This window comes from Robbsia andropogonis (assembly GCF_034047095.1).
GTDB classification, from domain to species: domain Bacteria; phylum Pseudomonadota; class Gammaproteobacteria; order Burkholderiales; family Burkholderiaceae; genus Robbsia; species Robbsia andropogonis.
On the sequence record NZ_CP139170.1, the window covers coordinates 430,391 to 445,413 of the forward strand.

Here is a 15,023-nt window from a genome sequence, read left to right on the forward strand (position 1 = left end):
TGGCATGGACCGAATGGCCGCGATGGAAACTTACATCAGTGTCGTGGAAGCCGGCTCGTTTTCAGCGGCGGCAAAGCGACTCAAAATGGGCCAGCCTGCGGTGTCAAAGTCAGTGGCACAGCTGGAAGAACGCCTCGGCGTACGTCTTTTGCTGCGATCGACACGCGGCCTAACCGCGACTGACGCGGGGCAGCGATTCTACGAGCACGCCAAGCGCGCACTCGAAGAGGTTGAGACCGCCGAGCAAGTCGTGCGTGACTCATCGACTAGTCTCACCGGTGTTTTGCGCGTGGGCATGGCGGTGACGTTCGCGCGCCTCCACATCCTGCCGTCACTCAAGGTGTTCATGGCACGACATCCCGATCTTCAGATTGATGTCGTCATGGATGATCGTACCATCGATCTTTTAGGGCAGGGCATTGATGTGGCGCTGCGCATGGGTAATCTGGACGATTCAACGATGACAGCAAAACGCCTTGCGCGCAGCCGCCGAGTCGTCGTTGGGACGCCCGCGTATTTTGCGAAAGCGGGTGTCCCGACAATGCCCGCAGATCTTAGCCAGCACCAGGCGATCGTTTATTCTCTACGAGGCGGTGGTGAGTCCTGGGCATTTAGCCAAAACGGCAAAGAGGTTGCAGTGGTCGTCGGAGGGCGGGTGAGTGTCAGCGCGGCCGAGGGTGTTCGTGCCGTCGTGCTCGGGGACTTAGGACTCGCCGTCGCATCCGAGTGGATGTTTACCGATCAGCTGGCTGATGGGCATGTTCGCACAGTTCTTGACGATTGGGAGTTGCCAGCGATCGATTTATGGGCTGTGTTTCCGTCGGGCCGGCTAGTGAGTGCCAAAGCCCGCGCTTTTATTGCCTTCGTTGAAGAAATCATGGGCCCCGGTATCGATACCCGCACCCATCATTCGTCAGAAAGCCAGCTTGCCGATTGACGCTCCGCCGTCGACATACAGGGTTTGCCCCGTCATAAATGCCGCTTCTTCGGATAGCAAAAACGCGATCGTTGCGGCAATTTCGTCAGGCTTACCAAACCGGCCCATCGGTACGGCACTTAGATAGCGCTTTTCCCCGTCGCTTCCAGGTGGGCTGTTAGCGCGAAATAATTCCGTTTCAGTCGGTCCGGGTGACACGGCATTAACGGTGATACCGGTCTGCGCCAGTTCCAGCGCCCATGACCGCGCAAAACTGACCAATGCCGCTTTGGCAGCCGCGTAGGCGGTACGCTGTGCGATACCTAAGACCGTTAGGCTCGAAATATTGACGACCCGTCCCCAGCCTCGCGCGCGCATGCCAGGTAACAAGGCTTGGACTGCCTGCACAGCAGGATGCAGATTCAGTGCGAAGACGTCATCCATATCGTCTAGCGCAATGTCGCCCAGTCGCTGTGGTTTTACAAGCCCGACGTTATTAACGACGCCGTCGAATTCGTAGCGCGCGAGTAGGTCGCGCAACGCGGCATCCGTTGCGATGCGGTCCGACAGATCGACCTGCACCAATTCGCCAGGAAAATCGGACATCGCACGCGCGAGTCCCACGACCTGATGCCCGCTGTGCAAAAGCCGCTCGGTGAGCGCCAGTCCAATCCCCTTGGTCGCGCCGGTGACCAAAAAAGTACGCTGTGTCATTGCCATTTCTCCAATAAAAACGCCGCGCCACGGGCAGCGGGGCAGCGGGGCAGCGAGCGCGACGGCTTACGCCTTCGCAGTGGCCTTTTTCAGAACCGGGAACATGTCCGACGGGTCAGGGCGGCGCGTATAGTCGGGATTCACTTCTGAGTACAGTACCACACGGTCTTGTCCGATCACATAGCGCCCCGGCATCGGTAGCGTCCAGAGCGGGTCATTGTTGAATGCTGGCAGATCGTTCTTAAGGTTTTTGTACAGATCAACCAGATAGTCCGGCAGTGCAAAACGCAAGCCAAAATCCGCACCCGTTTGCCCATTGACGTCGCTCAAGACCGGGAAATCCAGCTCGTTAGTGCGTACGGCTTTACGGCTATTGACCGGCGTTTGCGGCGAGATTGCGACAACGTTGGCGCCGTATGCCTGAATCTGCGGCAACACCTCGTTTATCGCCTGCAGTTCGATGTTGCAGTACGGACACCAGACACCGCGGTAGAACGTGACGACCAACGGACCTTTCTTCAGCATCTCCACCGATGACACTTCGTTGCCATCCTGGTCCTTCAGCGTAAAGGACGGTGCAATATCGCCGGCTTTGATGGCACGTCCCGCTTGACCGCTGGCAATCAATTCTGCCGTCGCGCGCTCCATGATCGGATGAATTTCGGGCGGTGCAAAATAGGGTGCCTTACCGCCTTTGAAATCGGCTTTGAATGCGTCGAGCTTATCTTGTAATGACATGTCGGTTCTCAGTGAAGAATTGGGAGGTGTCTATTCAGGGAGTCCAAGCCGCTACGTCATGCAACTGCCGAGCGCGCAACTTCAGCCGCGGTGATGCCTTCGAGCGCCAGGCCATAGCCGATGCCTTCCTCGATCACACGGCGAAGTCGCTGTGTCAGGCCGATCCGTGTGTACTTCGTCGTGAGATACGGTTGCTTAGCGATGGTTTCGGCCAGGGTCCGCGCGCGGGTCAGCAAGTCGCCGGCAGCAACGACTTCATTGACCACACCGAGCGACTTCGCCTCCAGAGCATCGATTTTCTGTTGCGTCAGAACGAAATACCGACCGCGAATGCTGCCAAGCACTTCCGGCCAGAGCAGATGGACCCCGTCGTTCGGCGCGATACCGAAAGCTGCATGGGGCATATCCTGAAAAACTGTTTCCGGTATCGCAAGGACGATATCGCATAGCAGCACATACTCGGAGTGCAGCAGCACAGGACCATTGAGTGCCGCTATCATCGGCACTTCGATATCGAGGATATTCATCAATATCTTGCGACCCTCGCGGAAGATCTTGTCGTAACCGCGCGGCGTGAAGAAATCAAAACCTTCGGGCGAGATCGAATCCATGAAAGCATCGCCGCTGCCCGTCAGAATGACGACGCGGTTCTCCGGGTCCTCGCCGATTTGATGAAACATATCCGTGAACTGCTCATGGGTGTGACCGTTGAAGACGAGCTTGTCGCCGTTCGTGTGAAACTTCACCTCAAGCACGCCCGAGTCCGAGCGTGTCATTGAAGCGTTCGAGTAAGCGTCTTTGTATTTGGCAAAAGTGGACATTGCAGCGCCTGATATTTAATGATGGAACGGGACGTGAGGGAGAGCCGATGCAACTCTCCGCGGTAAGACTTAAGCTGCGACCATGGTCGGCTTGGTCCACTCGTTGCCTGCCATAAAGCCGTCGAGTTCGGTGTGTACGATATGGTTCGTGTAATTGCTCATCACCTTGGTGGCGACACCGAGGATCACCTCGAGGACGTTTTGGCGCGTGTAGCCAGCGGCCAAGAAGGCGTCAATGTCTGCGTCTGGTACAAAGCCGCGTTCGCGTACCACAAGCGTGGTGAAGCGATGTAGTGCTTCCAATTTGGCATCGGGCAAGGCAGTACCAGTGCGCAGTGCGGCGATAACATCTGCATCCATCTTGATCATCTTCGCCAGCGTGCTGTGGCCTGCCATACAATAATGGCAGTTGTTCTCGAAGTTTGACGTCAGATATACCACTTGCTGTTCATGCGCCGTCAGCGAGCTCTTCGAGAACAGATCCCACAGCGTGGCGTAACCCTCCAGTAGTGCTGGTGACTCGGCCATATTGGCTTGAAGATTCGGCACAAAGCCGAAAGCCGCTTTGGTTTTTTCGAGTACGGCCTTGGATGCTGCCGGTGCGGTGTCGATCGTGTAGGTGTTGAAGGTCGTCATTTGTTTGCTCTCTGTTGTGTGTGTCAGTGAGCAAATGATCGCGGCGAACGGCATCTCGAGGTAGACCGCTACCGGACATAACACCCATTCCTGAAAAGCATAAAGTGTGGGAGCTATCGAGTCGGTCTGTGAGAAGACATGCGCGTTTGTAGACGCTGTGGATTATTGCGGCATTTTTGACGAAGCCACTGCGTAGTAGAAGCTCAGCAACGGAACACCAGTGTTTTCGTCAACGCTGATGGCCAGCGACGGCTGCACTAGAACAGTCGCGACGGTATAGATAGTGACTTTGGCTGCGGGGAAGATTTCCACGCAACTCAACAATCCGGTCATGCTTCTGTACGATGGCCGTTACTTGATACCAAGCAGTCGGTCAGAAGCGCGACCCCAGATGACCGCTCTGGCCGAACCTGGGACGATCAGAATGAAGGAACCGACTTCCGTAGCTCGGCCTGAACGGTCATTCCTTATAATTTATAGGATGTCCGCTTACCGTATGGTTACCGCCGCTCGTCGGACCTCGGGATAGGATTCAGCTTCGCGCCGTATGAAAGGTGATCGCATAGCCATCAGGATCGCTGGCAACGAAGAAGCGCCCGAAGGGGCCGTCAGCGAGAGGGCTAAGGATGACACCGCCTCGTTCGACAATGAGCTGGTGCAGCGCGTCGCCGTCAGGGCAGGCAATCCAGAGCGTCATGCCAACACCAAGTGCGCCTGATTCCGGAAGCGGGCGCAGAGGCTCTCTCAGTGCCAAAGCGATCGGTTCGGTCTTAAATATGACCGCTCCCGGAGGACAATGCGTCGACACTTCGAATCCGAAGATTTCGACGTAGAAGTTGCGTGATGCAGCGAGGTCGCGCACCTGTAAGGCAATGAAGTCGGGGCCGATCGGCGTTGTCATTTTCAATCCGGTAAAGTAATATCAGTGTGCTGATATTAATGTAAGGATGCTGATATGTCAAAGGAAAAGACCGCGCCTCGAACCGGGGGCGACTGGATAGGCTACAACCTGAAGATTACGCAACATCGATTGAGACAACGCCTGGATGCTGAACTTGGTCAGTTGGGCATCACCGCACCTCAGAACGCAGTCTTACTTGCGGTCGCTAACAATCCCCGAATTTCGAATGCCGAGTTGGCGCGTGCGGCGTTCGTGACGCCGCAGACCATGCAAGCAATCCTCGTCAATCTGGAGCGAGGAGGCTTGATCGTGAGAAGCCCGCATCCAGAGCATGGCCGAGTCATCATGTCCGAGCTGACAACAAATGGGAAGAGGGCGGTCGCCGATGGCGCGAAAGCTGCCGATGCGGTGGAGCGTCAGATGCTTTCGGGGCTTTCGGCTGAGGAGGCCCAGATTCTTTGCGACCTGCTCAAACGCTGTGCCGCTGCCCTGGCGGACGCCCCGTCCAGCTAATAGTGAACACGGCACGAATGTAGCGGCACAATCGCATATGTCCGCTTTGGACGTCGCTACCAACGTTCGCTGGATTTTCGGCTACGGCCGAAACAGAGACGACCGCCGACCATAACGGACATAGCGGCAAGGCTGGTGAATATCCGCTCGGCCCGCTGAGAACGGACGGCGAAAGGAATGAACTTTATGCTGTCTTCACAATTTGCAAAATGATAATGCTACCGAAAGTGGCGGTCACTTTAGATATAAGGGTAGGCGCTGCTAACGCGAATGCATACCTACTCCGTCCCGTGTAGGTGGGCACGTACGTCCTCTTCCATTTTGCTCAAACCGCACTCTCGTCCGATTGCAATCGCGTCGTCTAATGACTCTCCTTGTTCCCACATAGCGCGTACCGCAAAAAGCGCCCCGACGCGATTGCCTGAAGCGCAATGCACGAGAATCGGCAGATTTTCTGAGTCGCTCACAATCTCGTTGAGTGCGCGAGCCGCCGCCCGCGTCAAATCCTGTACAGTTGCGATAGGTATAGAGAAATACCGTAGACCGGCCGACGCCACTTCTTCACTCTCGTTAAAGCCAACTTGTTCCGTAGCGGGGCGCAAGTTCAGGATGGCCTTGAACCCTTTGGACCTTGCCTGCCCGAAGAAAGCAATAGGAGGTTGGCCGCTGATTGCGACATCTAGTTTTGGCCGTTTTAAACCAGGAACCTCTGTTGTCATATTCCACTCCTATCACAGATGCTTGTTGCGATATCAGTATTGCGGTTGCGATAGCAGCGCAGTACTGAATGTGAACTACGGTGCGATATGCGGCAAAGCATCGGTTAACTGCCGGCGTTTATGCGTCAAGGGCCATCGTTTGCCTTTCAGGACAATGTTCCAGTACAGCCAAGGCAGGAAGCGACGCTTGAGCCACCAGAAAAATCTACGTGGCGAACGAGGGTCCACCGGGAAGGTCGGTGTGACCACGCCGTCATAGCAGAATTCGGCCAACATTACGCGTCCGGCAGAGGTCGTCAGCGGACACGAAGCATAACCGTCATAGGTCATGGACGTGCCGCGCCCGCGTAGCGCCGTCATCAAATTGGTCGCCACGACCGGTATCTGGTTCTTCACTGCCGCCGCCGTCTTGCTGTTCGGCGTACATGTGCAGTCGCCAATGCCATAGATATTGGCAAAACGAACGTGCCTCAGCGTGCTTTTATCCACTTCCACCCAGCCCGCCGCGTCCGCTAACGGGCTTTCCTTGATGAACTTTGGTGCACTTTGCGGCGGTACCACATGCAACATATCAAAGCGCGTGGAGACGACTGATTTTTCCCCTTCCTTTGTTATCTCGAAATAAGCGGTTTTGTTCGGGCCGTCGACTTTGACAAGCTTTTGCCCGAAACAAGGCTTGGCGCCATAGTCGGCCATCACCTGGTCCAATGCCTTCGAGAAAAACAGCACGCCAAACATAGACGGTCCCGGTGTGCAGAATTGAATATCTGCTGTCACATGGTGTTTGCGGAAATAGTCTGCAGCCAGATAGAGGATCTTCTGCGGAGCGCCCGCGCATTTAATCGGCATGGGCGGTTGCGTGAAGATGGCCGTACCGCCCTTGAATCGCCTGACGCACTCCCAGGTGTAAGGCGCAAGATCGAAGCGGTAGTTACTCGTGACATCGTTCTGCCCGAGTGTCTCGGTCAGCCCTTCAATCGCATCCCAGTCGAGCTGAATGCCGGCGGCCACGACGAGATACTTATAGTTCACCCGCGCGCCGCCGTCCAAAACGACGGCGTTGCGCTCAGGCTCAAACCCTGTGACCTCCGAGGCAATAAGGTCGATACCCGTTGGCACACAATCGCGCATCCGGCGACGCGTATCGTTGATTGCAAATTGCCCACCGCCCACTAAGGTCCAGGCTGGCTGGTAATAGTGGTACTCGGCCGGGTCGATGATGACGATGTCGAGCGATGGCTCCATTTTCTTCAAACGGGCGGCCGCGCCGATGCCTCCAGCGCCTCCGCCAACCACCACCACCGCATAAGACTTACGCACGTCCAGGTCCGAGGCCACGACTTTTCTCCGTTGACAAGGTGCGGTTCGAATATTATATTCGAATTTAGATATAAGCATATATAGAAAAGTAATAAAGTATGTCGAGCGAGGTTCTCCCGTGCTTTTCCGCCAATCGTTCGATATCACTTCGAGTACGTACACGTATGTTCTTGCCTCTCGGGCCGGTGGCGAAGCAGTCATCATCGATCCGGTCAAAGAGCAACTGGAACAATATCTACGTTTGATCCATGAGCTTGATCTTCGCTTGGTGCATGCGATCGATACGCACACCCATGCTGACCACATTACGGCATTGGGCGATTTACGTGATGTGGCCCACTGCACGACCGTCATGGGCGCTTTATCCAAAGCAAGCTGTGTATCGGAGCACGTCAACGAGGGGGATCTCATTAAGGTCGACGGTCTGGTGTTGCAATCGCTCTATATCCCTGGGCACACCGACGAATCGTTTAGCTTCGTATCGGATCTGGGGGGCACTCGAAGCAGTTTTCACAGGCGACGCCCTGCTCATCCGGGGCTGTGGGCGCACCGATTTTCAAGGAGGGGATGCCCATTGTTCATGGGACTCCATCGTGAATAAGCTCTTCTTGCTAGGCGACGACACCGTCCTTTATCCCGGCCACGACTACAAAAGGTGGACCGCCCCAGGTATTGGTGAGGAGCGGCGGTTCGATCGCCGCCTTGCAGGGAAGACAGACGCCGAGTATGTCGCGAACATAGAATCGCTGAATTTGCCTAATCCCAAAATGATGGACGTTGCCTTGCCTGCAAATCTGGCTCTCTGCAATGATTTTTTCCGTGGCCGCGTATATGCTGTATCACGCCTGGAGCGCACGATGAAACATCTCCTACTTCACCGGGCACAAAGCGTAGCGACCGCATTGATCGTTTGTGGGCTGTCTTGGTGCACCAGTGCATCGGCAGCGCAAACGATGAGCATCGCACCGCCCACAGTGGCGCATATGCAAGAGGCATTGCGGCGTAACCTCGGCCAGTCACTGACCGTGTCGAGCGTGAGTACCACGCCTTTGTCCGGGCTCTATGAAGTCGACGTCGACAAGCAGATTATCTACACCGACAGCGCGGCAAATTACCTGCTCGTCGGCCAGATGATAGAGGCTCGCACGCACAAGAATTTAACTGTGGCCCGGCTTGAAAAAGAAAACCATATCGATTTCGACGCGTTTCCCTTTGGCAACGCTATCAAGACGATCCATGGTCAAGGACGGCGCAAGATCGCCATTTTTGCGGACCCGTATTGCCCCTATTGCAAGAAGCTCGAACAAACCCTGCAGGGTCTTGATGATGTCACGATCTACACTTTTTTAGTCCCTATCCTGACACCGGACTCCAAGCCAATGTCCGAGGCAATCTGGTGCTCAAGGGACAGCAACGCCGCATGGAACGCGTGGATGCTATTGGGCAAAAAACCTTCGTCAGCGAGCGCCTGCAGCGATTTACCAGTGGAAGCAAATCTGGCACTCGCCAAACGCCTAAGGATTACAGGCACGCCAACCATCGTCTACGGAAACGGTGCGCAACAGGTAGGTGCCCTATCCTTGTCGGCACTTAATGAAGGATTGAACGCAAAATGACAAAACCCGCCGCGAGCCCCATAGACATTTCCGCATTACCCGATTTCGGCAAAGTGCAATTTCCGGTCGACGCCTCATATGTTCCCGATGCCGGCGCCTCTTACAAAGTCGTGTTTTCGATATCTGGCGCATCACAAGATGACAAGGCACCGCATAGCGCTCTACAACGAGTTGCACGCGCGGTGAACCTTTACTGCATGTCCGGCGTTCCGCTCGATCACCTGGAATTTTCGGCAGTCATCCACGGTGCAGCGACAACTTGCATTCTTGCAGACATTGCGTATCAACGGCGCCATGGCATCGCGAATCCTAATGCAAAAATAATAGATGCCTTATTAGCAGTCGGCGTCGAGCTAACCGTTTGTGCACAAGCGCTCCATGGAAACAACATCCCTGCTGACGAACGAAGGAGCGGCGTCACCCTCGCTTTGGCGGCACTCACTGCTTTGCCGATCCTGCAGCAGGAGGGATACAGTCTGATGAACCTCTAGCCGGTCTCGCGATATTACGGTGGAACTCGACTATCTGGCGATCGAAAGACCATGAGCGCAGCTTGTTGCAAATAACGTTATCAAATATAACCACTTTAAATAAGATTAAACATCATGCATTTCAAACGACCGGTAGTGGCCCTGTTCTTGATAACCATGACGGGCACGGTCATGGCACAAACACCGCCAACACTGCACGTTTATGGACCGGGTGGGCCTGCTCCGGCAATGAAGGAAGCGGCGGCAGCGTTCCTCAAGAAGACCGCCATTAACGTTGATGTCACGGCGGGTCCCACCGGTCAGTGGATCGAGAGCGCAAAAGGCGACGCTGATGTGATCTTCAGCGGATCGGAAACCATGATGTCCGATTTTGTGACTAGTTTGCCGGATCAATTGACACCCCAGTCACCGCAGCCTTTGTACTTGCGCCCCATGGCAATGCTCGTTCGACCAGGCAACCCTCATCATATCCAGGGGTTTGCGGATCTGCTAAAACCCGGCGTCAAAGTCTTGGTCGTCAATGGCGCTGGTCAGAATGGCGTATGGGAAGATGTGGCTGGGCGCACCGGTGACATCCAGGCCGTGAAGATGCTAAGGCAGAACATCGTCTCGTATGCGGGCAATAGCGCGGTCGCCTGCAAGACGTGGATCGATCAACCCGATATTGATGTCTGGCTGATTTGGAACATCTGGCAAGTGGCAAATCCAAAGTTAGCGGATGTTGTTCCTATTGAAGCGCGCTATGCCATCTATCGTGACGCTGGCGTTGCAGTCACAAAACGTGGGACTGCAAACCCGGCATCCGCGCAATTCGTGGATTTCTTGAAGTCGCCTGACGGCGCGAAGATTTTTGCACATTGGGGCTGGCTCACGAAAGCTCCGCAAAATCATGAGCGTGGGGGGGTAAGTGAGGAGAATCGTACTTAAAGGCGTCATTTCTTAAGTTGGAGATGGACGTCTTTCAGCGCAATATACGTTACGGATCGATCATTGTTCCACCGTCGTATGTTGCGGCGAAAAGATAAATCCCGCACTGTTTGCTGATGCTTGAAACGAGAGAGTGGTGCTCCCGACCTCCTCCCACTTTGCAAGCAAATCCGTCGATGTAGTTGGTCATTCTGTTGGCCGGGCGATTGCCATGCTGTTCGCCCATGCTTATCCCGCGTACGTCCGCAGGATATTCAATATCGAAGGAAACTTTACCTTGGGCGATGCGTTCTGGTCAGCATCTTTAGGATGGATGTGCCAACGCGAAGCTGGCGCCATACATATGACCAGGCCGCGGGCTTTGGCCGATTGCGCCATATAGTTTTTCCAATGAGCGACATGCTCAGCCGGCACTTTTTCAAGAAGATACGCGGCGGGCAGGATATCTGTAATGATGAGCACGTGATATGGCGTGCAGCGATCTTGCTAAGAACGTGAACTAAATAAGGTTGATGGTTACTCAATCTCATCTACTGTCCGTTTTTAGGAGAACGCAAAATGGATATCGCAAGAAATGCGCTTTCGAGCCTATGGCAATGGGTAACCTACGACACCTCGCGCGCTGATGAAGTACGTCCTGATCCTGAAAAAAACGTGCATCGAAGCGATGTGCCCAATCTACCGGATGAGCTTATTATTAATATCGCATCTTTCCTTCCGAAAGATGATTTACTTAATATAACCTCGACAAGCCAGCGATTTCATACTGAAGTATTGTTGCAGCGTCAATCTATTCTTATGATCCAAGATTTTTATGCGAGAGCCGCGGAATCATATGGGGATTTGGGGCATCGGATCCCATCACTCTTAGCAGATCTGAAACGTGGCCAAAACGTTGCGATTAACGCCATGCGCGCTGTCAACGTTTCAGCGATGCGGCCTTCGATACTACGTGATTTGCTGGTGACAGTACCCGTGACCGTGTTGGAAACAACGGTTCCCGGATTTTTTAAAAAACGAGCTGACGTTACGATCAGTGTGTCTGAGATTCAACCGTCCTTAATACAAAAGGTGCTAAATACGTTGTTCTGGTCCGCACCGGTGGTTGCGGCTAAACGGGACGATCCGGTATTTTATCACCCGAACTCTGATAAAGATACGGTTGCTGAATTTGATGCTGATGCTGTTTGTAATCTGATTACCCAGCAGGAGAGCATGATAAATGTGCCTCCTGAATCCTTATCCGATGCACTCTCCTTGATGGACCTTGCAGTGGCACGGTGGGCTGTACGCCAGACTTTCGATGATTGTCGCGTGTCTCCTTGCGATCTGTTAAAGATGACAGATAAAGCGCTTTGGCCCGCAATGCTCGACTCGCTGCTGGCGGTACCTATACAAGTTGAGTATTTGCAAAGCGAAATCGGGCTATTCGCTAAAGAATATGATGGATCAGGCGGTCGTATCTCCGACAAGGTCAAGATTCATGTCGCAGGTTGGTTTATGGACCAAGGAAATTATAATAGTGATCAAATTCAGGATGCGATGCTTCGCCGATTTCATCGGGGTGACCACTGGTGGGAGAAATAATAACTTTAAAAATTATGCATTATTTTGCTTGAACAAATTTTTGCCGGACGTTGATAGGTGCTGTGGCCCTTACCGAGAACCGACCGTCACATCCGTATTTCAAATTTTTTGCAGCTACGCCCGCTTGGCGTCGCACATCGGTCACGGCAACCAAGTTGTTAAAGGTCACCTTTGGCCGACGCTGCTCCATCTGCCGGGTGTCAGGGTTTCGGCCCGAGCTGTCATTCTGTGATTTGTTGACGAATGGTTGAAGTATCGAAAGTACGGCCATTCCCGCGCGCTTCGCACGCGTTAGCGCGAATCAATTCCCTATGTTCTGATTTATTCAACAGCCTAGCGATAAGGATCGCGCCGAATTGATTGATGCTGCCGCCGTCAAGTCCGAAGGGCCTGTGCCAGCGCCATGGCGGCAAGACGCGCGGTGGCGATAAGCCGATTCAGGCTATGTCCGTTGCGAGCCTGGGTGGACATGCCCGCCATTGTAGTGCTGACGAAATCCGTTAGTTCGTCCGCCACATCGGGATGTCGGTCCGCTATATAGCTACGAATCATGTGTTCGGCAGCATTCTTAACGGCGCAGGCGGCAATGTGCGCTTCAGCGTCGCTGCTATGAATCCCTTCCAGCACCATACAGCCCGTAGCTCCGGGATTGACAGCATAGCGACGAGCCGCCTCCTCAAGCACGGCGCCAAGACACTCAGCCACCGGTTGGTCAGCACGGAGAAGGTCCGTCAAGGGTACAGCGCCTGTGCGAGCGTAGCGTTCGAGGATGCGAGTGTAGAGGCCAGCCTTGTTACCAAACGCGGCGTAGAAGCTCGGTGGATTGATGCCGAGAGCGGCGGTGATATCGGTGATATTGACTGCGTCATAGCCACGTGCGTGGAATAGCTGCTGCGCAACGGCAATGGCCTCGTCGAGGTCAAAACGGCGAGGGCGGCCGCGACGCTTTCCAATATCTGTAATCATTTTTACAAAAATCCTTGACGACGTTCCTGGCGTGTTTATTATGTAAATAATATTACATTAATTGGGGAGGAAACGTGATGTCCTCGTTCCAAGGGAAGTCCGTATTAGTACTCGGCGGAAGCCGTGGAATTGGTGCGGCGATTGTCCGTCGGTTCGCGGCCGGTGGCGCCACAGTGACCTTTACTTATGCAGGATCGCCCCAATCGGCCGAGCAATTGGCGAGCGAAACTGGAAGCACGATGGTTATGACCGATAGCGCTGACCGAGACGCGGTGATCGAGCGGGTCCGCGCCACCGGTCCGCTGGATATTCTGGTGGTGAATGCCGGCATCTGCATTTTTGGTGACGCGTTGGAACACGACCCGGACGCAATCGACCGAATGCTTCGGATCAATGTTCACGCACCGTATCATGCTTCCGTCGAAGCAGCGCGGCGGATGCCGGAAGGCGGCAGAATCATTGTGATCGGATCCGTGAACGGAGACAGAATGCCTGTTCCCGGCATGGCTTCCTACGCACTGAGCAAATCCGCCCTACAGGGCATGGCGCGCGGATTGGCGCGTGATTTCGGGCCGCGTGGGATTACGATCAACGTCGTGCAACCAGGGCCAATCGATACCGAAGCAAACCCTGCGGATGGACCGATGAAAGACCTCATGCATAGCTTTATGGCCATCAAACGCCACGGACATTCGGATGAAGTTGCGGCAATGGTCGCGTGGCTCGCCGGACCGGAGGCTGGCTTCGTTACAGGCGCGATGCACACGATCGACGGAGGTTTTGGCGCGTAGTCCCGCGCGTGCAGGGGCGGTTGGTCGCACTTCTCACCAAAGGCTCGTGGCGGTGAGGCACGAGGTCGACGCGTTGCAAATGCATTCCCTTCTTGCCTCATGGCACAGCGGTCCAGATCGACCGGCATGGTTTGAGCAAGAGCACCAAACGCGGTCTGCGCTGATCGCCATTGCGATGCCCTGCGCCACCGTGTAAAGAGGAGGCCTTGCTCCTTTTCTGAAACCACGATAAAAAGGCCTTGACTTAAACTGCACTCGAAGTCCCAACATCCCGAATGTCGATACGCTGAGGCAGCAATGAAGATTGGGGATATCGCACGCCACACCGGGCTGACTGTCCATACGATTCGGTATTACGAAAAAATTGGCCTGCTGCCGCTTGCTCGGAGGGATAGTACAGGGCAGCGGATTTATGAACCCGCCATTCTCGTTTGGATAGCGTTTCTCGGTCGCCTGAAGACGACGGGAATGTCGATTCAGGAGATGCTGCGTTATGCCCGACTACGGTCCGATGGTGTCCAGACCGAAAGCGAACGCGTGCAGTTGTTAGCGGCGCATCGGGATAGTGTCCTTGCCCGCATCGTTGAACTTCAAGCTTGCCTGCTCGTTCTCGACACAAAGATAGCTGGATATACTCACTCTCTCGGGATGAACGATAGTGCAAAACGACATAGCGCACCAGCAGATAAACTCAGAAAGCCGGTTAGAAAGAGGCCGTCGAGTTCTGTCGGAGATTGATGGCGAGGCTGGCGAAAAAGTGATCAGCGCGCTGGCCGATGTCGCGCCGGATTTCGCCCGATACCTTTTCGAGTTTCCCTTTGGAGACATCTACTCAAGACCTGGTCTTGACATCCGTTCTCGTGAAATTGCCACTGTAGCGGCATTGACCGCAATGGGTAACGCGCTGCCTCAACTCAAGGTTCACATCGCTGCGGGACTGAATGCCGGCCTGAGTCGTGGCGAGATAGTCGAAATTATTATCCAGATGTCGGTATATGCCGGATTTCCCGCCGCTCTAAACGGATTATTTGCCGCGAAGGAAGTATTCTCGAATTGAGTCCACGGCATCGTGTGATCTAGCCTGGGTCCTGGGCGAGTCCCTTGATGCGGTTTGTAATGCCTTCCCAAGCGAAAGGGTCAACGGTTCCCGCTCCATCCGCCGTACGAAAGCGCCGTTGATTTATCGTCGAACGAAGCATCACCGTGCAGTGCATTTGTTACTTGGACACACCAAGCGCGAAAGTATTGTTCGATACCTTGGCATTGAGATCGACTATGCTCTCGACATGACATAACAGACAGAATTTTAGCTTCCGTTTGGTCGTCCAGTGTCCCGAATTTGGCCGAAAGAGCAATTTGGCGGAGAT

Annotated in this window: 18 protein-coding genes and 2 pseudogenes; 12 read left to right on the top strand and 8 right to left on the bottom strand. The window is 54.4% G+C overall.

The window, feature by feature from the left end:
- Positions 1–4: 4 nt before the first annotated feature.
- Complete coding sequence (locus SJQ66_RS15490; protein ID WP_320534984.1) at positions 5–937, top strand: LysR family transcriptional regulator; 933 nt, start codon at positions 5–7, stop codon at positions 935–937.
- On the opposite strand, the gene SJQ66_RS15495 is transcribed toward SJQ66_RS15490, so the two are convergent.
- From SJQ66_RS15495 to SJQ66_RS15515, 5 genes are all read right to left on the bottom strand, one after another.
- Positions 914–1,630 carry an SDR family oxidoreductase gene (locus SJQ66_RS15495; RefSeq protein WP_024903503.1) on the bottom strand — a complete coding sequence of 239 codons (717 nt, stop codon included), beginning with the start codon at positions 1,628–1,630 and terminating at the stop codon, positions 914–916. The two genes, SJQ66_RS15490 and SJQ66_RS15495, sit on opposite strands and share 24 nt — an antisense overlap.
- 66 nt (positions 1,631–1,696) lie before the next feature.
- Positions 1,697–2,368 carry a peroxiredoxin-like family protein gene (locus SJQ66_RS15500; RefSeq protein ID WP_024903502.1) on the bottom strand — a complete coding sequence of 224 codons (672 nt, stop codon included), beginning with the start codon at positions 2,366–2,368 and terminating at the stop codon, positions 1,697–1,699.
- Positions 2,369–2,424: 56 nt separating this feature from the next.
- Positions 2,425–3,189 carry an enoyl-CoA hydratase/isomerase family protein gene (locus tag SJQ66_RS15505; protein ID WP_024903501.1) on the bottom strand — a complete coding sequence of 255 codons (765 nt, stop codon included), beginning with the start codon at positions 3,187–3,189 and terminating at the stop codon, positions 2,425–2,427.
- 69 nt (positions 3,190–3,258) lie between these two features.
- Positions 3,259–3,825, bottom strand: a complete 567-nt coding sequence (locus SJQ66_RS15510; protein ID WP_024903500.1) for a carboxymuconolactone decarboxylase family protein — start codon at positions 3,823–3,825, stop codon at positions 3,259–3,261.
- A gap of 532 nt (positions 3,826–4,357) precedes the next feature.
- Positions 4,358–4,726: a VOC family protein gene (locus SJQ66_RS15515; RefSeq protein WP_024903499.1), complete on the bottom strand. Its 369-nt coding sequence runs from the start codon at positions 4,724–4,726 to the stop codon at positions 4,358–4,360.
- A 54-nt stretch (positions 4,727–4,780) separates the two neighbouring features.
- On the opposite strand from SJQ66_RS15515, the gene SJQ66_RS15520 reads away from it, so the two are divergent.
- Complete coding sequence (locus SJQ66_RS15520) at positions 4,781–5,239, top strand: MarR family winged helix-turn-helix transcriptional regulator (protein WP_024903498.1); 459 nt, start codon at positions 4,781–4,783, stop codon at positions 5,237–5,239.
- Between the two features lie 278 nt (positions 5,240–5,517).
- On the opposite strand, the gene SJQ66_RS15525 is transcribed toward SJQ66_RS15520, so the two are convergent.
- Both SJQ66_RS15525 and SJQ66_RS15530 read right to left on the bottom strand, forming a co-directional pair.
- On the bottom strand, positions 5,518–5,958 hold the full coding sequence (locus tag SJQ66_RS15525; RefSeq protein ID WP_024903497.1) for a protein tyrosine phosphatase family protein: 441 nt from the start codon (positions 5,956–5,958) through the stop codon (positions 5,518–5,520).
- Between the two features lie 75 nt (positions 5,959–6,033).
- The gene (locus tag SJQ66_RS15530; RefSeq protein ID WP_046152250.1) at positions 6,034–7,296 is read right to left on the bottom strand and encodes an NAD(P)/FAD-dependent oxidoreductase; all 1,263 of its coding nucleotides are present in this window, start codon (positions 7,294–7,296) and stop codon (positions 6,034–6,036) included.
- 100 nt (positions 7,297–7,396) lie between these two features.
- On the opposite strand from SJQ66_RS15530, the gene SJQ66_RS15535 reads away from it, so the two are divergent.
- The 6 genes and pseudogenes from SJQ66_RS15535 (at position 7,397) to SJQ66_RS15560 (ending at position 11,899) form a co-directional block, all read left to right on the top strand.
- Positions 7,397–7,879 (top strand): MBL fold metallo-hydrolase, encoded by a 483-nt coding sequence (locus SJQ66_RS15535; RefSeq protein WP_236693381.1) that lies wholly within the window; start codon positions 7,397–7,399, stop codon positions 7,877–7,879.
- Positions 7,880–7,886: 7 nt separating this feature from the next.
- Entirely contained in the window at positions 7,887–8,894 is a 1,008-nt protein-coding gene (locus SJQ66_RS15540; protein ID WP_320534985.1) for a thioredoxin fold domain-containing protein, read from the top strand.
- Positions 8,891–9,385, top strand: a complete 495-nt coding sequence (locus tag SJQ66_RS15545) for a DsrE family protein (RefSeq protein ID WP_024903492.1) — start codon at positions 8,891–8,893, stop codon at positions 9,383–9,385. Before SJQ66_RS15540 ends, SJQ66_RS15545 begins: the two co-directional genes overlap by 4 nt.
- 135 nt (positions 9,386–9,520) lie before the next feature.
- Positions 9,521–10,312 (top strand): substrate-binding domain-containing protein, encoded by a 792-nt coding sequence (locus SJQ66_RS15550; RefSeq protein ID WP_407691536.1) that lies wholly within the window; start codon positions 9,521–9,523, stop codon positions 10,310–10,312.
- A 169-nt stretch (positions 10,313–10,481) separates the two neighbouring features.
- Positions 10,482–10,652 (top strand): annotated as a pseudogene (locus SJQ66_RS15555) (alpha/beta fold hydrolase); the annotation flags it as partial.
- Between the two features lie 218 nt (positions 10,653–10,870).
- Entirely contained in the window at positions 10,871–11,899 is a 1,029-nt protein-coding gene (locus SJQ66_RS15560; protein WP_024903489.1) for an F-box protein, read from the top strand.
- A gap of 375 nt (positions 11,900–12,274) precedes the next feature.
- On the opposite strand, the gene SJQ66_RS15565 is transcribed toward SJQ66_RS15560, so the two are convergent.
- Positions 12,275–12,865 (bottom strand): TetR/AcrR family transcriptional regulator, encoded by a 591-nt coding sequence (locus SJQ66_RS15565; RefSeq protein WP_046152245.1) that lies wholly within the window; start codon positions 12,863–12,865, stop codon positions 12,275–12,277.
- 77 nt (positions 12,866–12,942) lie between these two features.
- Between SJQ66_RS15565 and bdcA the strand changes: the two genes are divergently transcribed.
- The 4 genes and pseudogenes from bdcA to SJQ66_RS15585 all read left to right on the top strand — a co-directional run.
- Complete coding sequence (bdcA, locus tag SJQ66_RS15570) at positions 12,943–13,656, top strand: SDR family oxidoreductase (protein WP_320534986.1); 714 nt, start codon at positions 12,943–12,945, stop codon at positions 13,654–13,656.
- Positions 13,657–13,953: 297 nt separating this feature from the next.
- Complete coding sequence (locus SJQ66_RS15575) at positions 13,954–14,394, top strand: MerR family transcriptional regulator (RefSeq protein WP_024903486.1); 441 nt, start codon at positions 13,954–13,956, stop codon at positions 14,392–14,394.
- A complete protein-coding gene (locus SJQ66_RS15580; RefSeq protein ID WP_036009787.1) occupies positions 14,342–14,713 on the top strand; it encodes a carboxymuconolactone decarboxylase family protein in 372 nt (123 codons plus the stop codon). The genes SJQ66_RS15575 and SJQ66_RS15580 overlap by 53 nt, the downstream gene beginning before the upstream one ends.
- Positions 14,714–14,807: 94 nt before the next feature.
- A pseudogene (locus SJQ66_RS15585) lies at positions 14,808–14,951 on the top strand (integrase); the annotation flags it as partial.
- Between the last annotated feature and the right edge of the window lie 72 nt (positions 14,952–15,023).